Genomic DNA, 24,930 nt, shown 5'->3' with positions numbered 1-24,930 from the left:
AATCATAATCCCAGGAATTTCGGCAACAACAGCGATTGAAGGAACGATACGACCGCGGAGCGGCTTTCAGATGTGTGCAGTAGTGCCGTACAGCCTCTCCCGCATCCTCATCCCTTAAACTCCCCCGGGTTCACGCCCCAATACTTGCGAAACACCTTGGTGAAGTAACTGACATCGCGGTACCCGACCAGCCTGGCGGCATCGTACACCTTAAATCCATCCTGCAGCAGCGACTTGGCCCGCTCCATTTTGCGCTCCAGCACATAGGTAGAGAAGACTACCCCCATTTCCTGCTTGAACAGCCGGCTGAGGTAGGAGGAATTGACGTATAAACGGTCTGCTACCGTATGCAGCGTAATCTCCTGGTCCATCTCCTCCTCAAGCAGATTCAGAATATCCTTCACCACCTGATTGCTCGTCGTTTTCCGCTGCTCGCTCATAAACGCGACAATATGTTTCACCGTTCGCTCCAGGAGCGAGAACGTCTGCATTTTAGTGCTGAGCAGTTTGACGTTTTGGAAATAATCGATATCTTCGCCAACCACGCGTTTCACCGTCCAGCCCTGCTTCTGGATCATTCGGGTGAAAAAGCTGTTCATATAAAGAACCGCCTCATGGAATTCGTCCGAGGATTCGGATCTCGTAAAGGCCTCCTCCCACAACCCCTTGAGCGCCTCCAGCGCCTTACTTTCATCCGCCGTTTCCAGCGCGATCTCAAGGGCCTTCTCCAGGTTCTGCTGCACGATCACGCCCTGGATATCCCGTCTCAGCTGTTCCCGGTAAGGAATCGCGAGATCGTGTCCATACACGACACGCTCCTGCAGGGCCCGGCAGGCCTGTACATACAGCAGGCTCATTTCTTCAATCGTGCCGATGGATGCACATATGCCCGCACTTGCCGTTAACTTCAGCACTTCCCTCGTTTGCGAGAGGAGCTTGGATACATCCGCGTTCAGCCGCAGCATGGCCTCCTTGGCATCCTGGTCCTCCTCCACAATCAGCACCAACAGCAGCAGGTTGCCCGAATCCGATGTAATCCAGCGGGAAGGATGGGGCAGCAGCTCCTTCGCCAGGCACTGCATGGTAAACTGCAGCAGCTCCACATCTCCACGTTGAAACCGGGTCTCATGTTCAGGCAACGGGTCCAGATCCACCACAGCCACCGCAATACGGTCATGCTCCTTCAGCGGAATATATAACTCCCTGCTCTTGCTGAGAATGTCCTGCCTCGTATATTTGCCGCTGATCCATTGGATGAAAAATAGGTTTTGCAAATGCGGAAGATTATCCTTCCATTTCTGCTCCAGCGCCGCCTTGCGCTGCCACTGCTCCAGATCCCCTCGAAGCTGCTGTCTCGCTTCCAGCACAGCCTCGAGAATTTCTTCCTCGCCGGCCGGCTTCAACAAATATTTGGACACCCCGTATTCCAGCGCAATCTGCGCGAATTCAAAGTTATCATGTCCGCTCAGGATGATCATTTTCATTAATTTGCTGATTTCCTGTCGGCTTCGCAGTTCGCCAAGGAGCGTCAGTCCATCCATTTCAGGCATCTGCACATCGATCAGCATAATATCAGGCTTCTTCCTGCTCACTAGCTCAAGTGCCTCGACTCCGTTAGATGCCATTCCCACCACTTCAATCCCGTGTTTGTCCCACGGGATATTGTGGGCTAGTGCATTGCGCAGCCGAGGTTCATCTTCCACAATCATGAGATTCATTCAGGTCCTCCCCTTTTAAGCCATCTGGATATGAACTATAACTCCATATTAACTTCCTTGCAGCGGTCCAGCGGAATGGAGATGGTGACGGTTGTGCCTTCGCCAGACACACTGTGCACCGTCAGATTGGCCTCCCTGCCGTAATACAGCTTCATCCGGCTAAATACATTGCGAAGACCAAACAGATCCTTCACATTCTCCTCATCCTGGGAGGAAGCCGGCACGCTCCGGGAGCCCATCATTGTAAGCTCATGCTGTATGTAACGCAGCCGTTCCTCTCCGATGCCCGGTCCATTGTCCTGCACACTGATCACTACCGTATTCCCCTTCTCAATGCAGCTGGAAATCTTCAGGCATCCCCCTGATGACTTCCCCTCCATGCCATGAATGATGGCATTCTCTACCAAGGGCTGAAGCAGGAGCTTCAGGAGTGGTACTCTCTTGCTGTCTTCCGAAATCTGATAGTCTACGGTGAAATTGTCCATGAAGCGAAGCTGCTGAATGCGCAAATAGTAGTGCAGGTGGGTGATGCTCTCCTCAATCGTGAACACCTGCCTGCCCTTGTTCAGGCTCAATCGGAAAAACTTCGACAGATTCATGACCATCTCGCTGATCTCATCCGCATCATAATTCTTCGCCGTCCAATAGATCGAATCCAGCGTATTGTACAGAAAATGCGGGTTGATCTGGGATTGCAAAAATTTCAGCTCCGTTGTGGTCAATCTCAGCTGCTGCTCATAATGGTCCTCGATCAGATGCTTCTGTACCACAGCCATTTTGTTAAACGACTGGATAAGAAAACCGAACTCGTCCTTTCGCTTGGTATCAACGTGGATGTTCAGCTCCCCGCTGCTGAGCCGCTTCATTCCGCGGGCCAATTTGAGTACAGGGGACGCAATTCCACTGTAAACCACCCACGAAATAATGATGGCCAGCAGGACGCTAAGCACGATTATCGCAACCGTGAACAAGCGCAGCTGATCGGTTTCTTTATACAGCTCACTCTTCGGCTGGACCAGCTCAAGACGCCATGTTGAATAATCCGAGTCAATGGTGACGGTCATCTCTTTGTCGGAGATCTCCTCCTCGTACACTCTGCCGGTCTCCACCACCACTTCTCCCTTTTCGTTTAACAGGGCAATCCGGCTGTTCTCCGAAGGCAGCAGCGTCTTGATAATATTCAACAGCTTGCTCTCGCTGAAAGACACGACCAGCAGGTTCGACTGCCGTTCACCGTTATATAAGTCCATAGCCCGAATCAAGGAAATGCTGTCCGTATTGGTCATCTGACCAAAAGAGACGCCTTCCGCCACAGGGTATTCCGACATAACGTAGGAAATCCCCGTTCCGTTTCTCCGGGCAGCTTCGACGAGCCATTCCTGCTGAGTTTCGCCCGTCAACCTTTTACCTCCGTAATGGGTGGAAATAAACATATTCGATGCCTGGTGGTACACGGTAATCTGGGAGACATACCGGTTCACCGACACAAAATCCGATAACTGATCCAGAATATAGGAGAAATCCACAATCGATTGAGGTGAGAAATTGGTGCTGTTTTTATTGAGCAGCTCGTTCATTCTAAGATCACCCGAGATCAGGGAAGAGATCTCCTCCACATTTTGCAGTGCCAGATCAAAATGATTCATCGCAGACGATAAGGCCATCTCTGTCCGTTCGACGGCCTGTTCATAGAGAATGGCTCTGGACCGCTCTACCGCAAACAGGCTGATGATGACCAGCGGCAGCAGGATCAGCAGAAAATAACCGGTCAGCCGGGTTTGAATATTTTGCGAAAATCGATCCCTGATCCAGCGAAACATCGCCATCATTTAGTCTCCCCCTCTCTCGCCCAACTTGTCCTCATGGTTCGGCATACCATTCATTAACTTCCTTCGTAATTTCATCTCCTCCTTCTTCCTTCCACGTCTTCACATAGTCATCGAAGGCATCCAGGGGCTCAAGTCCCATAATGATTTTCGTAAACACATCCTCCAGATTTTTAAGCTTATTGTTGTACTTTGTCATGGCAGGTGTAGGGACTCCGTAGAATGCGTTGGGAATGATATGATGATTAATCATCTGCAAGTTGTTGTATAAATTGAAGTCGCCGAGCGAGTCAAGCCGTTCCTTAAACAGCAATTCATCCGGCACGTCGACCAGGGACTGGTAGATCCCGCGATATAAATGCTTGTCATGAAGCGTAAAATCCGTAACAATCTCCCCGTCCTCCCACTTCCAAATTTCATTCTCGAAGCCCAGCTTCAGCGTTTTGTAATCACTGGCGATAAAATCCAGCATCTTGATCACTTCGGCAGCATTTTCCGAGCTGGCCGGAATGACATTGTAGCCGCGGATAATATCCTTGCCTTCCACCCCTTTAAAACCGGAAGGTCCAGTCGGATATGGAAGCGGAATCCATTCTGCCTCCGGATCCTTGTTCATGTTGGCCGCAATCGGCCCCCGCGTGTCATACCATGCCGCGGAGAACAGACCTACCTTGCCATTTTCTATTTTTTCGAACAGATTGTTCTGCAAATTCAAAGGGAATTCCCGATCCAGTAAATTCTCCTGATACAACTTGGCAAAAAATGCGAGGGTCTCCTTCGTTTCAGGCAAAATGTTTCCGTTCACAAGCTGCCCGTCCCGTTCAAACCACACATTCCGCTGCGTACCGAAAGCACCGAAAAACGGGGAGGAGCGCCCCAATTTCGAGGTAAGGGTTAACCCGATCGTATCCTGAAGGCCGTTGCCGTCCGGATCATCCAGGGTAAAGGCGCGGATGACTTCATAATATTCCTCCAGCGTTTCAGGAGGTTTCAGGCCGAGCCGATCGAGCCAATCCTTGCGCGCATACATGAGCTCTGCTCCGGTCACTTCATTCAAGCTGGGAACCGCATAGATTTTGCCGTCATATCTCACCCGATCCCACACCTCCGGCGGAATTTTCTCTCTCAGATGGGGACCATACTTGTCAATTAACTCGTCCAGCGGCATAAACGCTTTCTGTTTGACATAGTTGTCAAACCATACCGGCTCATAGGTATGAAGCATATCCGGCAAATTGCCTGAAGACATAATCACATCAAGCTTCTCGTTGTATACCTCAGGCGGCGGCAGATTAACCCCAATCTCAAGTCCGGTACGCTCTTCAATGTAATTTAAATACGGATTGTCATTCTCATCCATGCCTGCAGGGAACGTCATCCCGAGACTCGAAATGACGATGTTGATTGAAGCACTCTTCGGTTGATTTTCCGGCGGGCTGTCCTCCTCTGCAGGATTTGGACCGCTGCATCCGGCAGCGAAGAATATCAGAAATACACATAGAAGAATTAGAACGTTACCTTTTAGCAGCCTTGACCCCTCTCGACCCACTCGTTGAATAAACTCATCATTACAGGCCTTGTTCTTCGGCATATGTCCTCACTCCCTCTAACTGGTAAGCTAATACTACTATATAACGATTTTATGGTGAGTTAGATCACCTTTATAATCATTCTGTAATGAAATCCGGCTTCCTTCACCCAGGCAAAAGAAAAGAGCCGATACCCTGGTCATTCCCGAACCAGGGTACGGCTCTACATGAAGCAACAAATATGGTTCCTGTCATACTCCAACTACTATTTCGGCTCCTCTTGGTCTCGAGTCTCCTCCAGCAAGGGGATTTCTTTGCGCAACTCTTCCGATTGCACTTGGATCACTTCGAACGTACGGCCGCAGTGGGCACAGAATTTGGCGTTGAGCGCTGAGCTGTTGCCACAGCCTCTGCATACCTTCTCATCCGTAAGATTGGCGATGTGAAGCAGATTTTGCTCGATTTCGAAATTCAATTGATGGATCTTGGCTACATAGCTTTGGATGCTCTCCTCTTCGGGCGGCCATTGCCCCGCCTCAGTTGCAGCAAATACAACTTTTCCGATTTCCAGCAGCTGCTCATCGATATCACTCTTCTTACCGTTGTTTTGCAGCTTTAACCGATTAACTTCAACCAGGATTTTGGCTTTGTTTCCGGCGTCAGACACGCCGGCCTTAAATTTATCAAAAAAACTCAAGCTGCACTCTCCCTCTCTGTTTGACTTCTTTTTCGAGCTGTCATCATTTTATTCCTTCAGTGCGATTCTCAGAATTTTATCATGGTCCGTGTAGTTAATGCCAGCACCAAGCCCCCTTGCAAATACCTGAACAGGCACATAAGTCACGCCATCGATGACCTTGGGAGCGACTGCCACGGTCTCCGATTTACCGTTGTAATATATCGTTTTGCTTCCGATCGTAAGCGTTATTTTATGATTCCCTCTTTGCACACCAATGCTGGCAGCTTCACGATTCCAGGTGACCCTAGCCCCCATTCCCTCTGCAATTTCCCGCAGCGGCACCAAGTTGATGTTGTTATACACCAAGGGCTCACTATCAAATTTCACCAGGCCGCCGTTGACATAAACCTTAAGACCGGACTTGGCATAGGCCGGAGCAGCCGGCTTCGGCGCGGACTTAGGCGTGCTGTTTTGCGATGATTTCGCCTTGGGTGCGGATGAAGACGACTTGCTGCCGGAAGAGCTTCCTCCCCCGTTATGATAATGATACTCCCCATATGACAGCCCCCAGCGTTCACAATTGGTTCGGCAGGTGTGCCCGCCGTTGGCATCCGTTCTTCCCGGATGTGCTGATACGACCGAGCCTGATACAAGCAGTAAAGCAAGGGTACAGCATAACATTTTTTTCTTCATGACATCGTAACCCCCTGGTATAATATCCCTCTAGTACATTCTAGCATATTCCTATATAGGAGATTCATATATGTAATTACATTATATAGAAGGAAAAATTTTACCATTCTGCTTATGCCTTCATTGTTTCACTTTCTTCCCCTGCGTTTATTCGTTACATAGAACCGATCCTTTTGAGCCAAAATATTGCCAGAAAGGAAAGTGATCCTAATGAGCAAAAAGAAACCCGAATTCGACGGACAGTTCCCTGGCGTTGACCCCATTCCCGAGCCAAACCGTACGGATCAAGCCGCAACCGACAGCATCGATGATCTTGTCCTTGGTATTTTGGAGGATAAGGATGAAGCGAAACTCGATATCGAACCCCAGACAGAAAATTACGATAAACTTCGGAAAAAGTAGAATTAGACAAGCTTCAATATAATGTAAAAAATATAATCGATCTGTAAAAGTGTTTGAAAATTATTTATCGTTCTCATTTTGAGAACGATTATTTTTATGTTATGATTAACATAGAAGCTTGGGACGAAGGGGGGAGTAACTGTGAACCGTTTCTTAAAAACAGCAAGAATCGTATGGATGCTGATACTTGTTTTGGTTACGGCATTTGCTCTTTACATTCCCGTCCAAGAGTATTACAGCAACGAAATTGAAGATGATCGGTACGTCTACAAGAACGACCTTCATCTGAAAGCGGCTGTTCTGAAACACTCTCAAATTCTCTCCAAACTTAAGGCAGCTGGCAACTCCTTGCCATTGTTCTTAATGTTTTCGGCCGTCCTTCTGCAGCAGGCTCCCAGAACACGTCTGCCCTATCGGCCGATTATTCCACTTCGGCTCCGGCTTTTATTATTATTCCCCATTAAATACACATCCATATTCGTTTAGTTATTCCTCCCTTTCGCATTCAAACTGACTGCGGTTTCTTAAATTCGCCAATTTTTCATCACTCATGCAGCAACACAACGAGCCTGTGCTGATTGACCTATGCACTTAGGTTTATATAAGACTGTGCAGAACATCATGAATGGATTGTTTTATTTGGCTACTCGTAATTTGGATATCCGTGTGACGTTGGTCTACCCATAACTAAAAGTGTATTTTCTTAGGAGGATTTTAACCTATGCATGTTCGCGAAACGGATTTACCCGGAATTGGCAAAAAATTTGTAATCGATACCCGTGGTGGTGATAAGCTGGTCATCATCATTCATGACGACGGTCGCCGTGAAATGTACCATTATGAATATGACGATCCGGAAGAAAGCATCTCCATGATCTCCCTGGATGATGATGAGGCTCGTCAAATTGCCGCCATCGTTGGCGGTCTGACCTATAAACCCAAGGCGCTAGAAACAATCGATATGGCGCTGGACGAATTGATTATTGAGTGGTACCGCATCGAGCCCCACTACTATGGGGCAGGCAAATCCATTGGTGATCTGGGCGTACGTCAAGCTTCAGGTGCAACCATCATTGCGGCAGTTCACAAAAACAGCAAACATATCAATCCCGGGCCTGACGTTATTATCACGCCGGATTCGACGCTTGTCGTCGTTGGCGAACGTCAACAACAGCGGCTATTTAAACAAATCTTGATGAACGGACGTGGTTGATGAATGGATCATTTGGTTTTAGAAGTCGGACTGGCGATTGCGTTGATCGCCCTGGCGGGGTTGCTATCAGCTAAACTCCGGTTTTCCGTCGTCCCTTTCTATATTCTTGTAGGGATGGCGGTAGGGCCCCACGCATTTCATTTTGGATCATTTGATTTTCGTTTTATAGAAAGCGCTCCGCTCATTGATTTCATGGGGCGGATCGGCGTACTGTTTCTTCTGTTCTACCTCGGCCTGGAATTCTCTGTCGGCCGGTTAATCAAATCAGGCAAATCCATCGTTGTCGGTGGGAGCATCTATATTGCCATTAACTTTACACTTGGACTTATGATCGGAATTTTTTCCGGATTTCCGGTGGCGGAAACACTGATTGTTGCAGGAATAACCACAATTTCATCAAGTGCTATCGTAGCCAAGGTGCTCGTTGACTTGAGAAGGACAGCTAATCCGGAGACCGAAATGATACTCGGGATTATCATGTTTGAGGATGTATTCCTGGCCGTATATATCTCTATTCTGTCCGGTCTCGTATTAAGCGGATCTTCTTCGCTGGGTGGAGTATTGATATCTGCGGTTATTGCACTCGGGTTTATGCTGCTTGTCATTATTCTGGGCCGAAAAGCCGTGCCGCTTCTGAATCGGGCGCTGAATATACGGTCTAACGAATTATTTGCACTGGTTGTTTTTGCCGCATTGTTCCTGCTGGCAGGCTTCGCTGAAACGATTCATGTTGCGGAAGCCATCGGTGCACTGCTTGTCGGGCTTGTCCTGGCAGAGACAGAGCATCGTGAACGGATTGAGCATTTGATTTTGCCATTCCGCGATTTCTTTGGCGCTATATTCTTCTTTAGCTTCGGTTTAACGATCGTACCATCCGAGCTTGGTGGAGCTGTATGGTTATCGTTGATCGCCGTTGTCATCACGCTGTTGGGTAACTTTATTGCAGGTATGCTTGCCGGACGCAGTGCCGGATTGTCTTCCAAAGCGTCCTCCAATATCGGTCTGACGATTGTCTCCCGCGGGGAATTTTCCATTATTCTCGCCAATATGGGTAAAGCCGGCGGGCTAGCTGCCTTCATTCAACCGTTTGCAGCCTTGTATGTGCTCATTCTTGCCATACTCGGACCATTGCTGACCAAGGAATCCAAGCATGTATACAACTTCTTGAACAAAATATTTAAATTTAAAGACCATAAGGAGAAGAAACCGGTTAAACCGAAGCTAAAGGATGAAAGTCTTGGCGGATAAAGGAGGGTACATTGCCTATGGTTCAAGTCCCGGTTCGTGTCACGAACGGTGCACAAGACGCCGCAAGCAAGGCAAGTACACCCAGAAGATTGATCATGGCTGCCACCGGAGGGCTGATTGCGGCGTTCGGCTTAGATCTGTTTCTTGTACCTAGCGGAATCATTGCAGGCGGTGTGACAGGAATTTCAGCACTCGCTTCGCATCTGACAGGGCTTCATACAGGCATGTTTCTATTTGCACTCAATTTACCTTTGCTCCTGCTTGTTTATTACAAGTCCAATCGGGAAAAAGCCATTGCGGCAACGATCGGGCTGCTGACCTTTTCCATATGCTCGATCCTGTTCTTCCCGATGCCTGCTCTACTGGACAGCAAGATCGGGAGTGCAGGCATTGGCGGCATTTTCCTTGGGCTTGGCATCGGGATCTGCCTTCGTTACGGGGTTGTCCTCGATACCCTTCAATTACCCAAGATGCCGCAGCAGCTATCCCATCTGCTGACCCGGTTGAAGCTGCCCCACAACCATATCTTTATCAATATCATGGTACTGACATTGGCAGGGCTGCTGCTTGGCTGGGAACATGCGATGTATTCTGCCATCGCATGCCTGATGGCGCTGGAGACGGGTCGCATTACGACCTCCCGTCTTCCGCTTAAACGGGAGGTTCGGATTGATAGTACGAGTGAAGCAGAGATCAAACACAGTATGAAAGCCATCATGGGATATGAACCCCAAACGGAGAGTTTGAATGAAGATACAGGATTTGAGAACAACTCATTAAAATCCTCCCGGCTTGTCTACCGGGTTCATATTCTGGAGATGCCCAGACTAAAAGCGATCGTGAGAAGCCTTGATCCGAATGCGGAGATTACCATCATTCAGAAGTAAGTGTTCTCTCTTCCATGGAAACAGGCCGGCTAAGGGTTTGCCCTAGCCAGCCTGTTTTTTTAGATATCAGAGAGTGTAAACTCCGAAGTTTAGGCCTTCCTGATATCACAAGAAAAACATCCCCTAACCGCGGTCAGTCTTCTGAGAAAATACGTCGATAGATGTTTTTCTTATGAATTTCGTTATTTGCGAAACTGCTGGATCAGAAACAAAATCAAGGAGCCCACCACGCTGATGACTAAGCAGGTTACAATCGGAAAATAGATTTTGACATTGGGCTTATCCACAACGATGTCGCCTGGCAGCCTGCCGACAAATCGGCCAATGACAGGCCATAGCAGCCCAATCACGATCAGGGCGCCCCCTATCCATAACAGTGCCCTTGTTACAGGATGCAAACTATTTCACCTCATTCATCAAATCAATTCATCATACGAAAGGTTTCCTTGTATCATAATGGATTTGATGGACTCGCCGCAAGGCACGCGCACCTCGCCTACAGACGTGTTCTAGCCTTTCACTGCTCCGGCCGTCATCCCGTCGATAAAATACTTCTGGAAGCCCATAAACAAGATGAAGATCGGAATAATCGAGAAAAAGGAGCCCACAATCAACAAATCATAGTTGTTCCCGTAAGGGGTCAGCAGTGTCTTCAAGCCAATCGGAAGGGTATATTTGCTGTCATCGCTGAGTACCATGAACGGCCACAGGAAGTTGTTCCAGCTGTTCATCCCGTTCAGGATCGCCATGGCTGCGAAGGATGGCTTCATCACCGGCAGGATCAACCGCACATAGATCCCGTATTCCGTAGCACCGTCCACCCGCCCTGCCGCAATCATTTCTTTTGGAATCCCTCTTAAATACTGCCTGAAGAAGAAGATCGTAGCCGCGCTTGCAATCCCCGGCAGCACAATGGCCGAGTATGAGTTCATAAGGCCGAGATTGTAAGTCAGCGAATACAGTGGAAGAAGAAGTATTTCAAAAGGAACCATCATGATGAGCAGCACGCATATAAACAGGAAATTCTTGCCGATGAAATCATAAGCTGCAAAACCATACGCAACGGTTGCGCTCACCAGCAAAGTTAATGTAACCTGTACCACCGTAAGCAGCAAGGAATTGAAAAACCACATAAAATAAGAATGATTCCCTGTAAACAGATACGTGAAATTGTCCAGGTTCATTACCGACAGATCGAATTTTAAATTCAGGCCATAACGAATCAAGTCCTCACCGGGCTTAAAGGACGCGATGGTAACGGCGTAAAAGGGTACCAGGATCAGAAAACACAGTGCGGAGAACAAAATCAAGAGGATCACTTTGATCAGTGTTTCTCTTCTCATCCTCAATCCTCCTTCTTGAACATTCCTGAGAGTTTCAGCTGCGTCAGATTAATGATCATGGTAATGGCCAGAAGCACAATCCCCACAGCGGCCGCATACCCCAGATTGTTCTTCTCGATGCCTTGACGGTACAGGTAACCGACAATCGTAAGGCCGATATTTTTGGGAGAATTGTTGCCGTTCCACAGCATCATACTCTCAATAAACATAGCCAGCCCTGCATAAATGCTGATCGTTAATACATAAATCGTGGTCGGTTTCAATAATGGCATCGTGATTTTGGTAAACTTCTGAAAGGCCGAAGCCCCGTCGATGGATGCCGCCTCATAATAGTCATCCGGGATGTTCTTGAGTCCGGATAAAAAATACAGCATATTAACCCCCGTCCACCGCCATGTGGCCAGAGCCACCAAAGCAATGAAGCCGGTAACCTGTCCCTTCAGAAACTTCACCGGATCCACCCCGAACCAGCCCAATATGCTGTTGATGAGCGACCCTTCCATCTCTCCAAACATCAGCCGGAAGATAGTACCCGCCACAACAACCGACGTCAGTGCCGGAAAGAAAAAAGACGATTTGAAAAACTCTCTTCCCCACATAAACTTGTTGTTGATCAGCACGGCAAACAGCATCGGAAACGGAATCAGAATAAGGAGTGTCAGCAGCATATAAATCGCACTGTTCATGACCGCCTTCAGAAAAATGCCGTCCCCCATCAGCTTCTCGTAATTAGCCAAGCCGATCCAATCGGCTTCCTGACCCAGCTGGATCTTCTGAAAGCTCATGCCAAATGAGCTGCCTAACGGAAGTACCCAGAACACAAGGAAAACCAGAATAAACGGCAGCACAAAAACATAAGGAGCAACCTTTTGAGAGTACAGAAATTTTTTAATCATCACTTTACTCCTTTGATAAGAGCCGCCCATCGTATGAGCAGCCCTTCGTTATGGTTACCGATGAGCCGGAATCATTTTAATTCCTGTTCGATTTGCTTCTGGGCATCGTTCAAAGCTTCTGTAATGTCCTTGCCATCCTCAAAAATCTCATTAAATGTCGTTGTGCACAGGACGTTGTTGATGGTGGGCGAAGCGGAGGTCGATTTGATTAACCGGATCTCATCCCGGATCTCATTCAGAACATCAAACGGGTTGTTCACAAAATATTGGACAAACTGATTCTCAGGGTTGTGCGTGACATCCTTCATATCCCAGACATCCATATTGACCGGATCAAACCCAAGCGTGTTCCATATCTCTTTGTTGGCATCCAGCGACAATTTGGCAAACGCCAGGAAGTCTTTCGCCAGTTGAACATCCTTTGCGGTCTTGGTAACAACGGTACCGGTTCCGCCGCCGCCAACGGATCTTGGCATGCCTTCTTCAATTACCGGGATCGGTGCGATCGCTATTTTTCCTGATAAATCGGACATGTAGTTGGTGTATCTGGACATTTGCCACAGCGGCATGAAGGCGGTAGCATAATTCCCTGCATTAAACTCGCCATAAGCCTCTTCCGTATCAGGCTGACCACCGGCGATAGTCGCAATGGCATTGCTGTCCTGCAGATCCTTGAGCAGTGTCATAGCCTTGATCATGGGCTCCGAATTCACGACCGGATTGCCAGAATCGTCGGTGAGGTCGGCCCCTTGCTGCGCCAACAGCATGGATGCCTGCCAGGCTGCACTTGTATCCGCCGTTCCCATATATTTGCCGGTTTTTTCATAGACCTGGATGCCGGCCTGCTTGAAGTCCTCCCAGGTCACGATATCCTGATAGTTAACACCAGCCTCCTCCAGGATTTCGGTATTATAGAAGGCCACGGAGGCTCCAACATGAGTTGGGACGCCGTAATTCACGCCATCCTTGCTGTAAAGATCAATCCGGGATTTGACGATGGTATCTCGGTATGGATCAATAACGTCATTGAGCGCTTCTAGCTGCGGAGTTCCAGCTAGAAAATCCGGGAATTTGCCTAACTCGATATCGGCAATATCAGGGGCACCCGTGCCGGACTGAACCGCGATGGATAGTTTATTGTGCATGTCGTCATATGGCATGACCGTCACGTTCAGCTTAATCTGGCGATCCGGATTCTCGGCGTTCCATTTGCCCAGCATCTTCTCAAAATGCTGTCCGTGCAGCTCAACGAATGTCCAATAGGAAAGCTCCGTGGCGCTTTCTCCCGCCCCTCCGTCCAGAACCGAGGTTTCTCCCCCTGCATTGTTCGCTTTACCGCATCCCCACAGGAACAGCGTCATGCCTAACACCATAAGTACCATTATCCATTTTTTCCTCATCATACGGGACCTCCCTCAATTTTCATTCCTATATCCTCTACACTCAAAAACAGTACTTCAGCCTTCAGTACTTCTCTATCCCGCTGAATAGAAAGCGCTTTCATATTGTGTGTAATTTGATATGATTTTGAGAGATGGAGCAGCCCTTGGGACCGCTCCATAAGTTAACTCAGACCTTTTTCAGACGAATAACATTCCAGGATGCCTTGGCAAGTCGTGCCGTCACATGTCCGCTGTCAAGTTTGGCTTCTCCCCGGTTGTGGGGTTTTACCGTCTCCTCCGACGCGGTATTCACGGCCTTGAGGTCGTCATGCTCCATTACGATATGCTCGATAAGCCGGTATCCTTCAAAGCTGCGCACATCGCATTCGAGGTCCAATGCTTCCTCCAGATGACGGTTCACGGCAAAGATCGTAATCTCTTCGTCGGCTTCGTTATGAACAACCGCACTATCCAGGTACGGAACATCGGTAAAGTCCTTGGAATCATACTTCGGCGAGTCGACGATCGGCAGCAGCGATACACCCCGGCCATACTTCGAAACGTGAAGATATGGATAAAATATCGTCTGCTTCCAGGCGCGTCCCCCATTCTCTGTCATGATCGGGGCAATCACGTTCACGAGCTGCGCCAGACAAGCCATCTTCACCCGGTCTGCATGACGCAGGAACGTAATGAGCATGCTGCCCACCAGAATGGCGTCCTCGAAATTGTACACATCCTCCAGCTGAGGCGGAGCCACGCTCCAAGGATCGATCTGCCTGTCTGCATCGTTGGAATGATACCAAACATTCCATTCATCGAAGCTGAGGTACATCGTCTTTTTGCTGCGTTTCTTGGCCTTGATATAGTCGCAAGTGGACTTGACCGTATGGATAAAGTGATCCATATCCAGCGTAAGCGCCAGGTAATTGGCCGTATCGTTGTCGCGGTTACCGTAATACTGATGCAGGGATATGTAGTCCACCGCCTCATACGTATGATCCAGCGTTGCGGCTTCCCATTCAGGGAATGTTGGCATGCCGGTGCTTGAGCTGCCGCACGAAACCAGTTCAATCGAGGGATCAACCAGCCGCATCGCTTTTGCCGTCTCCAGTGCAAGCCTGCCATATTCCGCAGAGGTTTTGTGTCCAATCTGCCATGGTCCGTCCATCTCGTTGCCAAGGCACCACGTTTTGATCTTGTGGGGCTGTTTATAGCCGTGACTGCGGCGCAGATCGCTCCAATATGTACCTCCAGGATGGTTCGTGTACTCCAGCAAATTTCTGGCGGCATCAATACCCCGGGTGCCCAAATTCACAGCCATCATGACCTCCGAGCCAACCTCCTTGGCCCAGGAAATAAACTCGTTCGTGCCTACCTCGTTCGGTTCCAGCGTCCGCCAGGCAAGCTCCAGCCGTTTCGGCCGCTCGGTCACGGGTCCTACTCCATCCTCCCAGTTGTAACCGGAGACAAAGTTCCCGCCGGGGTACCTGATAATGGGGACATTCAGTTCCTTAATCAATTCCTTCACGTCACTTCGAAAGCCCCCTGCATCCGCCGTCTCATGACCGGGCTCGTAAATCCCTCCATACACAGCACGACCAAGGTGCTCAATGAATGAACCATAAATGCGGTTATCAACTTGCGCGATTCGAAACGACTTATCCACGATCATCCGTGCCTTCATTTTCTCAGCTGCCAAGTCCTTCACCTTCCGTTAAAATAATTATGAAACATTTTAAATAAACCTGAATGAATTCGTTTTCAGATATAAAATATCATATGAGGAGTGCTATGTAAATATACAAATATAAAATGATTTATATAAATAAATAATAAATGAATTTTCAGTAGAGAATTTAGTTTATTTTTGTCGAAATTCGCTTATTTTGTTGATATCCATGCTTTTTATTTTGATATAAACCTCAAATAAAAGGAGTGTCTACTATCAAAATGATCTTTTTCTTCACAAGATTCTCGAAGATTTGGAACACATCTTTATTTCGCGCTGATGTTGATTTATAATTATTTGAAATAAACATCATTCCCTGTACACATCGTTATTTAATCCCTTAATCGGAAGAAGGTTCGAGATAAAATGATCTACATTAAAGATTTAATGAGCGGGCTTGATATCTTTAAAGCCCTTAGCTCCGAAATTCGCATTCAAATTCTGGAGCTGCTGGCCAAGAACCAAAGCTTGAACCTGAACGATCTGGCAAATAGGCTGAACCTCAGCAACGGTGCCATCACCATGCATATCAAGAAATTGGAGGAGAGCGGTCTGATCGAGATCAACACCACAGGCGGGAAGCACGGCATACAGAAGATTTGTTACTTGAATAAAGACACACTGATGGTTGATCTCCGCAGCAAGGACATTGATAATTTGTACGAGGTTGAGATTCAGGTTGGGCATTACAGCGACTACCAAGTCATTCCGACCTGTGGATTAGCCACCAAGGACAGTATTATCGGGGATTTTGACGATCCACGCTATTTCGCAGATCCGGAGCGGATTCATTCGGAAATCATCTGGCTTACCGAAGGTTTCCTGGAATACCGGATTCCGAATTATTTGAAATCGAACCAGTCATTCCGCGAGATCCAATTCTCGTTGGAGCTCGGTTCTGAGGCTCCGGGATATTGCGATAACTATCCATCGGATATTTTCTTTTATGTCAACGGCATCGAGATTGGCAGCTGGACAAGTCCCGGTGATTTCGGCGACAAACGCGGCACCTTCAATCCCGAATGGTGGCCGCCCCATTTGAACCAGTACGGCATGCTGAAGCTGATCCGGATCAACAAGGAAGGCAGCTTCATCGATGGATGCCGCATTTCGGACGTAGGCCTGAACCAGATTCAGCTGGATTACAAGAGCGAGCTCACCTTCCGGGTTGCTGTCAACGAACGATCGGTCAACAAGCGCGGCTTAACCATTTACGGCAAACATTTCGGCAACTACAGCCAGGACCTGCTGGCGCGCGTCCTGTATGATGTGAAGGAAGAGTAAGGGTACATGATGGGGAAGTTCTGCGTAGGCAGCTTCTACTCAACATCGGACATATGAAAAAAACAGCTGGATGCAGGGAAACCCTGCTCCAGCTGTTTTTTCTGCTGAGGGTGACTGATCTCTGGCGAGAGCGGTTGCTACTGCTGCTGGTGGCTGACCTCTGGCGAGGGCGATTGCCTCTGCTGCTGGTGGCTGACCTCTGGCGAGGGCGATTGCCACTACTGCAGATGGCCGACCTCTGACGAGGGACGCTGGCATCTGCTGTAGGTGGCCGACCTCTGGCGAGGGCGATTACCACTACTGCAGATGGCTGACCTCTGACGAGGGCCGCTGGCATCTGCTGTAGGTGACTCTGACCTCTGGCGAGGGCGATGGACTCTGCTGCAGATTGCCGGCCTCTGACGAGGGCGGTGGCATCTGCTGTAGGTGGCTGACCTCTGGCGAGGGCTGCTAACTCTGCTGCAACTCGTGGATTTCTCAGGGCTAACGGACTGAGAATCCGTTATTCACGCCAAATGGCGTTATTTAGAAAACTAACGGACACGAAAGTCGTTAATCTGTAGAAATTGCCGGAAATCAAACTGATTTTGTGATAATAAGGACTCCTGAGTCCGTTAAACTCGAAATCGGAGTCGATTACGGAGAATAAGAGCAATGGAGTCCGTTAACGCGCCGGGGGATGAAAAAAGAACGCAAAGAGCAGAGCTAACAAGGATCCTTGAACAGCACGCGAGCGGTCGAGCCTCCTTCATCGGTCTATGACTTTCTGGAGGAGGATAATATGGTGCAAACAGTGACAGGTAGAACAGTAAAATAAGGAATATGCTTGAGGAACAGTCACAGAAAGACAGGCACAGGATGAACAACACTGGAGGGAACATAACTGAAGGAAAAGTGGCATAAGGAATAGTTACTGAAGGAACAGTTGAGGAACACGGGAGGGATAGAACACCTATAGGAGGAGCAACCACAAGTCATCAACCACAAGTCGAACTGCCTCAATTCGAACAACCACATGTCAAACTGCCTCGAGTCATACAAAACTTAAGTCGAACAACCACGAGAGTAACTGTATGATAGTATAAGAGCGTCTAAACAGAACAAAAAGGGGCATCCACTAGAATTCAGATCTTTTGGACGCCCCACCTCATTAACCAAACAAACGATCTCTCATATATGGTCGCCAGCATCGAGCCTGCCCTTGACCACGCACCGTGCGCAGTGGGAAGTTGCATCACCACGCGCATGTGCGTACAGGGAGCCCCGTCTGCACCAATTCACACCGTACGTACAGGGAACCGTGCATACAGGGAACCGTGCATACAGAGAGCCGTGCATACAGGAAGCCGTGCATGCAGGAAGCCGTGTGCACCATGAACACACACGTACAGGGAACTGTACGCACCTCACACAAAATGCAAACGAACAGCCAATCCCATTTCCAAGTTATACTCAGTCCAGTTAATTTCAGTACCTGTAGTCACCAGTCAATCATCCACTATCATGTTATCTCCCTATCGACTTGCCCCAACTTTTGCCTCATTTAAAGCCCTTAAAATAGTATGGCGGTCACGGAGCGCGTGCGCCTCCTTCAAGCTCTGATGAAACAGCTCCTCATCGATTCCAAGCTCCTGGAGGCTTGAAGGTCCTCCAGCCTGCTGCAGTAAGATAGCAAGCTCTTCCTTCGCAGGAACCTTTCGCAGCCATTCCTGAACTGACGTTCGGTACTGCTCCCAATCTGTAGGCTCGGCATACGGATAAACTCCGTGATCTGCCGCATCATGATAAAGGCTTGAAATCTCGCTGCAAGCCACCCCCACCTTGGCACCATGAAGGAGCGCGCGCTTGCCCAGGCGCAAATACGCCATCTCCCAATAATGGGACAGATGATGCTCCGCCCCTGAGGCGGGATGGGACTGTCCGAACAGCAGCATCGCGATGCCGGATTCAATCAAGGCCGTCATCAGAATGCGGATGCCTTCCTCCGTGCGATCACCGATGGCCTGCACATGCTTGACGCAAGCCTCCAGCGCCTGTTCTGTAATGGCGGCCACTCCTTCATCATAGGGCTCGCCTGCCGTGGTAGAAGAGAATTTCCAATCCAGCAGCGATGTATATTTGCCAAGCATATCGCCAAAACCGGCGGCAACCAGCGGCTGGGGTGCCTTAACAAGTATATCCAGGTCAGCGAATATGGCGAGGGGAGCCGTAGCCGCAAAGGTCTGCTTGATTCCCCGGACTACAATCGGCGCGCCTGCTGAAGTAAAACCATCCACAGAAGGAGCCGTAGGTACCGAAATGAACGGCTTGCCGGTCCGGTGAGCTGCAAAGCGGGTAATATCATGAATCGTGCCAGATCCCACAGCGATCAGGCATCCTGTCCGCTCCGGCTCCACTTCAATAAGCAGCTGCATCAGCGAGCGTTCATCCGCCACAACGTCTCCTTGCTCATCGGGCTTGATCAGACACAGCCGGGAATTCACACCTGCTGCTTCCAGGCAGTTCATCAACGTTTGTCCAGCAGCTTCATATGTGTTCGTATCCGCTACCAAGACCGGTGACTGAAGACCCTGCCGAATCAGATACAGAGGCACATCAAGAATAACTCCCCGCTCAAGCGCCATATCATCAAGACCACGGAACGTTGGCTGGACTTCCTTCATCTGACTCATCAAACGTTTTGCGTAGTTCAGAGATTCCGTCATGCAGTTCCTCCCCTTCATTCTATCCATGTATGATCCTTGCCAATTTCTCTCGATCTATTCCCATCCTGACAGCAGAGCTGACCTTGCGAAGCTATAACGCGATAGCCATCCCCGGTATCCCACGCTCAACCCTTCCAGCTGTTTCTACCTACCTATGGTTTATTCAGCCGACTGCTTAATCCGCTTCAGCCGTTTCATCACGTCATTTTCGCCCCGTCCAAAATAATCATGCAGCTTGCTGTACTCCCGATACAGCTGCTCGTACACTTCCACATGCTCCGGAATCGGTTTAAAGGTTTCTTCCTTCACCCGTGCCATCTTCGCGGCAGCATCGATAATCGAATCATATCCGCCCTGCGCCTGACCCGCAGCGACAGCGGCAAACATAGCAGCCCCGAGCGCCGGTGTCTGCTTGGAGTCGGCCACCACAATTTCACGGTTGGTGACATCGGCATAGATTTGCATTAAAAGGTGGTTCTTCTGCGGCAGTCCGCCGCAGGCATAGAGGACGTCCACCGGCACGCCATTCTCGTGAAAGGCGTCCACGATTTTGCGTGTACCAAACGCCGTTGCTTCCAGCAAGGCACGGTAGATTTCCTGCGGCTTCGTCAGCAGAGTCATCCCTAATATCAGCCCGGTCAGGTCTGTATCCACCAGCACCGAACGGTTGCCATTCCACCAGTCCAGCGCGAGCAGACCGGTTTGGCCCGGCTTGTAGGCAGCCGCTTCCCGCTCCAGCCACTGGTGAATGCCGATTCCGTCTGCAGCCGCAGCTTCTGTTACATACGCGGGAAGCGCTTCCTCAACGTACCATTCAAAAATATCGCCGACGGCCGATTGTCCCGCTTCATAACCGTACAATCCCGGGATAATGCCGTCTTCCACGACCCCGCACATCCCCTCAACCCGCTTCTCTTCGGTACCGAGGATCATATGACAGATCGACGTTCCCATCGCCATGACCAGCTTGCCTGGAGTAACCACACCGACAGCCGGAACCGCCGCATGAGCGTCAACGTTGCCCACTGCAACAGCGATACCGGGGGTTAAACCCATCACCTCGGCCATGGTTTCTGTAAGTCCACCCGCTCGGCTCCCGAGGGGTCTGACCTCGCCCCGGAGCTTGGTTTCCGCCAGATTCTCCAATCTCGGATCCAGTGCTTTAAAGTAGGCCTTGCTTGGGTATCCATCCTGCTTATGCCATATCGCCTTGTAACCAGCCGTACAGCTGTTTCGGACCATATTGCCAGTCATTTGGGAAATGACCCAATCCGTCGCTTCCAGAAACATATCCGCACGTTCATATATAGCCGGCGCTTCATCGAGAATTTGCCATACCTTAGCCATCATCCACTCGGAGGAGATCTTCCCGCCGTAACGCGGCAAAAAGGATTCTCCGCGCTCAGCGGCAATGGCGTTGATCTTGTCAGCTTCGGGCTGCGCGGCATGATGCTTCCACAGCTTCACCCAGCTGTGCGGCTGATCCGCCAGCTCCGGGTGGAAGCAGAGCGGCTCGCCAAGCTCGTCAACCGGCAGCATCGTGCATGCCGTAAAATCAATGCCGATGCCAATCACATCCGCCGGATCAATACCGGATTGTTCAATGACAGCAGGCACGGAGACCTTCAGAACCTCCAGATAATCCCCCGGATGCTGAAGCGCCCAGTCATACTCAAGCTTCTGTCCGGAACCCGGCAAAAACTCATCGATGACATGATGCCGATATGGCGTAACATGATCCGCGACTTCCTGCCCGTCTGCCAGATTAACCAATACCGCACGTCCGGACTGCGTCCCGTAATCGACGCCAATGGTATACTTTTTCCCCATCTCATTTCCCCCCACAGATGAAATCATGAATGATGATGACCATGACAAATTTTACTTTTGACCGTAATAGGCATTAATCCCATGCTTCCGCAAAAAGTGACGATCCAGCAAATTCTGATCCATCGGTTCAATAGCAGGGTTGATTTGCTGCATGCGAGCCGCAATCTTCGCGCACTCTTCCAGAACCACTGCATTATGCACCGCATGATGGGCATCCTTGCCCCATACAAACGGCGCATGAGAATGGACAAGCACGCCGGGCACCCGATTCGGATCCAGATCGGCGAAACGCTCCACGATGACGTTGCCCGTCTCCCGCTCGTAAGCGCCTTCGATCTCTTCACGGGTCATGGGACGCGTAACCGGAATCTCCCCGTAAAAATAGTCGGCGTGCGTTGTTCCATAGGCAGGAAGCGCGCGTCCGGCTTGGGCCCAGCTCGTTCCCCATGGCGAGTGGGTGTGCACAATCCCGCCAATCTCTTTAAAATTCTGATAGAGCACCAGATGAGTCGGGGTATCGGAGGAAGGCCGTAAATCGCCTTCAACTACATTTCCCTTCAGATCGAGCACGACCATGTCATCGATTGTCAGCTCTTCATAAGGCACGCCGCTGGGTTTAATAACAAACATCCCGCGTTCCCGATCAATGCCGCTTACATTCCCCCATGTAAATGTGACAAGTCCGTACTTCGGAAGCTCCAGATTTGCCTCCAGCACCTGCTGCTTTAAATTCTCCAACATGAACAATCTCTCCTCTCTATATTTGAAAAATATAGTTGTACGTACAAGTTGGCATGCAGGGGTCCGTCTTTCCGGACCTCAAATCTTCTATAATGACCTACTGTTTTTTCACTGATTCTCTCTCCACCAGCTCAGGCTCATAAATCGTATCGGAAATTTCCGTTTGATTCTCGATCATACTGATCAATTGTCTCGCGGCAGTGATCCCCATCTCCGTCTTTGGATGAGTCATCGTTGTCAGCTTCACACCGGAAGCAATCGCAAGTGTCGAATCATCGAAGCCGACCATGGATACATCCTGTGGAACCTGTAGTCCGCATTGCCCCGCGGCCTCCACCAGAGACACGGCCAGCTCATCGTTGTAACATACGAGCCCTGTCGGGCGCTGCTCATCCGGCTGCTTCAGCAGTTGTACGGCCTGATCGTAAGGGAAGCTCCCCTTCTGCTCGGTTGTGTAGGTAACCACCCGCTCCGGCGATACGGGAATGCCCGCCTCTCGATGTGCCCGCAAGAAGCCTTTTAGCCGATTCACGCCCTGAAGATCGTCCCGCTTGAAAAACCCGGCAATCGCCGTGTGTCCGTTCTCGATCAAATGGCACGCTGCCTTGTAACCGCCTAACTCATCATCAAGCTTGAGGCAAGGACAATCCAGCTCCCGATACTTCTCGTTAATCATCAGAAACGGAATTCCCTTCTCCTGCAAGGATAAGAAATACGACAGGTTTGGATTGCCTTCCGCACTCTTAGTCGGTTCAATAATCAGCCCGCTAAGCGGCTGGCTGGTCATAAGCTGAAGGCTGTCCATCTCCTTATCCTTGTTATTATCCGTGCTGGAGAGCAGCAGGCGATATCCCTTGCTTCGCAGCTCGGCTTCGGCTCCCCTGACAATATGCGGAAAGATGTAATCCGAGATGTACGTCGTAATGATCCCGATCGTCTTGACCTGCTCGCTCTCCCGGCGCTCCGGATTTCTTGCAAACGTTCCTTTGCCCTGTATCCGTTCCAGCCAACCTTCCTTCTCAAGCTCGCCGAAGGTCTGGCGTACCGTCTGCCGGCTTACGCCGAACTGATCCGCAATTTCATGCTCCGAAGGGACCTGTTTACCCGCCTGAAGCCGGCCCGATTCAAACCAGGAGAGCAGTTCGTTTTTTAATACAATATATTTGGGTATCCGTCTATTATTCATCATTCACCTCTAGCCTCACGCACTCATTATGTTAGGATTTGGAGTAATCCCAAGTTATCTCGCTATTGTAACACAGGCCAGGCGAATGCCGACAGAACCAGTTACCGCAGGCGATAGGCCGCTTCGCTCCAGCGGAGCTCATTCTTAAACCGCTGCAAGGTGGTATCCTTGTCAATAATAACCGCTTCAATACCCGCCATATCGGCCCAATCGCTCAGATGCTCAGACGTCATTGCATAAGAGAGGACGGTGTGATGCGCCCCGCCAGCCAATATCCATGCTTCTGCAGACTCGCGAAGGGATGGCTGCGGCTTCCATAACACGCGGGCCACGGGCAGCTTCGGCATCGGCTGCTCTACCTTGACGCCATCGACCACGTTCACGAGAAGTCTGAAGCGATGTCCCAGATCAATCAGCGAAGCGTTGACTGCCGGACCGTCCTGGCCGTTGAACACAAGACGGGCCGGGTCTCCCTTTCCTCCAATTCCGAGCGGATGAACCTCCAGCGTCGGCTGATCCAGGGCGATGGTCGGGCATACCTCCAGCATATGAGATCCAAGAATCATATGGTTTCCCGGCTCGAAGTGATAGGTGTAATCCTCCATGAAGGAAGTGCTTTTATTGCCCGCAAGGACCTTGAGTACGCGCGTCAAAGCCGCTGTCTTCCAGTCCCCTTCGCCGCCGAAGCCGTAGCCGGATTCCATCAGCCGTTGAACGGCCAGTCCCGGAAGCTGCTTCATGCCGTGCAGATCCTCAAAGGTCGTCGTAAATGCGCCAAACCCGCCCTCTTCCAGGAAACGGCGCAGTGCAATCTCGATCCGGGCTTGATACGCAATGGAATCACGCACATGCCCCTCGCTAAGCCCTTCTTTTGCTATCGAATACCGCTCTGCATATTCATTCAGGAGCGCCTTTACATCCTCATCTCCCACTTCATTCATCGATTGCACAAGATCGCCAATGCCGTAACCGTTGACGGACCAGCCAAGCTTAATTTGGGCCTCCACCTTATCTCCTTCGGTTACCGCGACCTGGCGCATATTGTCACCGAAACGCGCCACTTTCAGCCTGCGGCTTTCGGCATAAGCCGCGGCCGTCCGCATCCAGCCGGCGATACTGTCACGAACTTCCCCATCTTCCCAATGACCCACAACCACCTTGCGGGCAATGCCGAGACGGGCACCGATATGACCATATTCACGATCACCGTGGGCGGACTGGTTCAAGTTCATAAAGTCCATGTCAATCGATTCCCAAGGAATATCCCGGTTGAATTGGGTATGGAAATGAAGGAGCGGCTTTTGAAGTTGGGATAGGCCTGCAATCCACATCTTGGCCGGAGAGAACGTGTGCATCCAGGTCATTATGCCTGCACAGGACTCATCGTTGTTGGCCTCCAGAATCAGGTTGTATATTTCATCCGGTGTCGTTACGATCGGTTTGAACAGAATAGGGTACGAAAATACAGGATCTTTCCCCATCTCCGTTGCCACAATGCGGGAATGCTCAGCTACCTGCTCCAGCGTTTCAGGACCATACAAGTGCTGGCTTCCGGTAACAAACCAAAAAGAATGCGGTTTCAATTTCATGATTAGAACGCCTCCTGAATGAATGCTTTGTCACTATCTTGTACATA

The 24,930-nt window shown here is 49.9% G+C and carries 22 protein-coding genes; 7 read left to right on the top strand and 15 right to left on the bottom strand.

What is annotated here, in order from left to right; translation table 11 throughout:
- Window positions 1-107: 107 nt before the first annotated feature.
- From PGL02S_RS22500 to PGL02S_RS22480, 5 genes are all read right to left on the bottom strand, one after another.
- A complete protein-coding gene (locus PGL02S_RS22500) occupies window positions 108-1,718 on the bottom strand; it encodes a response regulator transcription factor (RefSeq protein ID WP_006208930.1) in 1,611 nt (536 codons plus the stop codon).
- Window positions 1,719-1,753: 35 nt separating this feature from the next.
- Window positions 1,754-3,547, bottom strand: coding sequence for a sensor histidine kinase (locus PGL02S_RS22495; RefSeq protein WP_036643037.1), 1,794 nt, complete (start codon window positions 3,545-3,547; stop codon window positions 1,754-1,756).
- A gap of 31 nt (window positions 3,548-3,578) precedes the next feature.
- Entirely contained in the window at window positions 3,579-5,135 is a 1,557-nt protein-coding gene (locus PGL02S_RS22490; protein WP_036643036.1) for an extracellular solute-binding protein, read from the bottom strand.
- A gap of 203 nt (window positions 5,136-5,338) precedes the next feature.
- Window positions 5,339-5,770, bottom strand: coding sequence for a hypothetical protein (locus PGL02S_RS22485; protein WP_006208927.1), 432 nt, complete (start codon window positions 5,768-5,770; stop codon window positions 5,339-5,341).
- 48 nt (window positions 5,771-5,818) lie between these two features.
- Window positions 5,819-6,445, bottom strand: a complete 627-nt coding sequence (locus PGL02S_RS22480) for a stalk domain-containing protein (RefSeq protein WP_036643034.1) — start codon at window positions 6,443-6,445, stop codon at window positions 5,819-5,821.
- A gap of 210 nt (window positions 6,446-6,655) precedes the next feature.
- On the opposite strand from PGL02S_RS22480, the gene PGL02S_RS22475 reads away from it, so the two are divergent.
- From PGL02S_RS22475 to PGL02S_RS22455, 5 genes are all read left to right on the top strand, one after another.
- Window positions 6,656-6,847 (top strand): hypothetical protein, encoded by a 192-nt coding sequence (locus tag PGL02S_RS22475; RefSeq protein ID WP_036643033.1) that lies wholly within the window; start codon window positions 6,656-6,658, stop codon window positions 6,845-6,847.
- A gap of 141 nt (window positions 6,848-6,988) precedes the next feature.
- Entirely contained in the window at window positions 6,989-7,333 is a 345-nt protein-coding gene (locus PGL02S_RS22470) for a hypothetical protein (protein WP_006208924.1), read from the top strand.
- Between the two features lie 235 nt (window positions 7,334-7,568).
- The gene (locus PGL02S_RS22465) at window positions 7,569-8,060 is read left to right on the top strand and encodes a cation:proton antiporter regulatory subunit (protein ID WP_006208923.1); all 492 of its coding nucleotides are present in this window, start codon (window positions 7,569-7,571) and stop codon (window positions 8,058-8,060) included.
- Between the two features lie 3 nt (window positions 8,061-8,063).
- The gene (locus tag PGL02S_RS22460; RefSeq protein ID WP_006208922.1) at window positions 8,064-9,308 is read left to right on the top strand and encodes a cation:proton antiporter; all 1,245 of its coding nucleotides are present in this window, start codon (window positions 8,064-8,066) and stop codon (window positions 9,306-9,308) included.
- 17 nt (window positions 9,309-9,325) lie between these two features.
- Window positions 9,326-10,195: a YitT family protein gene (locus tag PGL02S_RS22455; RefSeq protein ID WP_006208921.1), complete on the top strand. Its 870-nt coding sequence runs from the start codon at window positions 9,326-9,328 to the stop codon at window positions 10,193-10,195.
- Window positions 10,196-10,377: 182 nt separating this feature from the next.
- Here the strand turns inward: PGL02S_RS22455 and PGL02S_RS22450 are convergent, their stop codons facing one another.
- The 5 genes from PGL02S_RS22450 to arfA form a co-directional block, all read right to left on the bottom strand.
- Entirely contained in the window at window positions 10,378-10,593 is a 216-nt protein-coding gene (locus tag PGL02S_RS22450) for a DUF2905 domain-containing protein (RefSeq protein WP_006208920.1), read from the bottom strand.
- A 111-nt stretch (window positions 10,594-10,704) separates the two neighbouring features.
- Window positions 10,705-11,538 (bottom strand): carbohydrate ABC transporter permease, encoded by an 834-nt coding sequence (locus tag PGL02S_RS22445; protein WP_036643029.1) that lies wholly within the window; start codon window positions 11,536-11,538, stop codon window positions 10,705-10,707.
- A 2-nt stretch (window positions 11,539-11,540) separates the two neighbouring features.
- Complete coding sequence (locus tag PGL02S_RS22440) at window positions 11,541-12,434, bottom strand: carbohydrate ABC transporter permease (RefSeq protein WP_006208918.1); 894 nt, start codon at window positions 12,432-12,434, stop codon at window positions 11,541-11,543.
- A 71-nt stretch (window positions 12,435-12,505) separates the two neighbouring features.
- Window positions 12,506-13,834, bottom strand: coding sequence for an ABC transporter substrate-binding protein (locus tag PGL02S_RS22435; RefSeq protein WP_036643028.1), 1,329 nt, complete (start codon window positions 13,832-13,834; stop codon window positions 12,506-12,508).
- Window positions 13,835-14,003: 169 nt separating this feature from the next.
- Window positions 14,004-15,491: an arabinosylfuranosidase ArfA gene (arfA, locus tag PGL02S_RS22430; RefSeq protein ID WP_376167490.1), complete on the bottom strand. Its 1,488-nt coding sequence runs from the start codon at window positions 15,489-15,491 to the stop codon at window positions 14,004-14,006.
- A gap of 423 nt (window positions 15,492-15,914) precedes the next feature.
- On the opposite strand from arfA, the gene PGL02S_RS22425 reads away from it, so the two are divergent.
- Window positions 15,915-16,832 (top strand): ArsR/SmtB family transcription factor, encoded by a 918-nt coding sequence (locus tag PGL02S_RS22425; RefSeq protein ID WP_036643027.1) that lies wholly within the window; start codon window positions 15,915-15,917, stop codon window positions 16,830-16,832.
- A gap of 53 nt (window positions 16,833-16,885) precedes the next feature.
- Window positions 16,886-17,074: a hypothetical protein gene (locus tag PGL02S_RS28345; protein WP_155984634.1), complete on the top strand. Its 189-nt coding sequence runs from the start codon at window positions 16,886-16,888 to the stop codon at window positions 17,072-17,074.
- 1,272 nt (window positions 17,075-18,346) lie between these two features.
- Here PGL02S_RS28345 and PGL02S_RS22420 read toward each other — a convergent pair.
- From PGL02S_RS22420 to araA, 5 genes are all read right to left on the bottom strand, one after another.
- Entirely contained in the window at window positions 18,347-19,537 is a 1,191-nt protein-coding gene (locus PGL02S_RS22420; protein WP_036643026.1) for a sn-glycerol-1-phosphate dehydrogenase, read from the bottom strand.
- Window positions 19,538-19,696: 159 nt separating this feature from the next.
- A complete protein-coding gene (locus PGL02S_RS22415) occupies window positions 19,697-21,367 on the bottom strand; it encodes a ribulokinase (RefSeq protein WP_006208911.1) in 1,671 nt (556 codons plus the stop codon).
- 51 nt (window positions 21,368-21,418) lie between these two features.
- On the bottom strand, window positions 21,419-22,108 hold the full coding sequence (gene araD / locus PGL02S_RS22410; protein WP_036643024.1) for an L-ribulose-5-phosphate 4-epimerase: 690 nt from the start codon (window positions 22,106-22,108) through the stop codon (window positions 21,419-21,421).
- Between the two features lie 97 nt (window positions 22,109-22,205).
- Complete coding sequence (locus tag PGL02S_RS22405) at window positions 22,206-23,294, bottom strand: GntR family transcriptional regulator (protein ID WP_036643023.1); 1,089 nt, start codon at window positions 23,292-23,294, stop codon at window positions 22,206-22,208.
- A 101-nt stretch (window positions 23,295-23,395) separates the two neighbouring features.
- The gene (gene araA, locus PGL02S_RS22400; RefSeq protein ID WP_036643022.1) at window positions 23,396-24,883 is read right to left on the bottom strand and encodes an L-arabinose isomerase; all 1,488 of its coding nucleotides are present in this window, start codon (window positions 24,881-24,883) and stop codon (window positions 23,396-23,398) included.
- Window positions 24,884-24,930: the final 47 nt, after the last annotated feature.

Origin of the sequence: Paenibacillus glucanolyticus NBRC 15330 (assembly GCF_004000885.1) — a bacterium.
GTDB classification, from domain to species: domain Bacteria; phylum Bacillota; class Bacilli; order Paenibacillales; family Paenibacillaceae; genus Paenibacillus_AQ; species Paenibacillus_AQ glucanolyticus.
The sequence above is the reverse complement of the archived record's forward strand: the minus strand, read 5'-3'. Positions and strand labels throughout refer to the sequence as shown.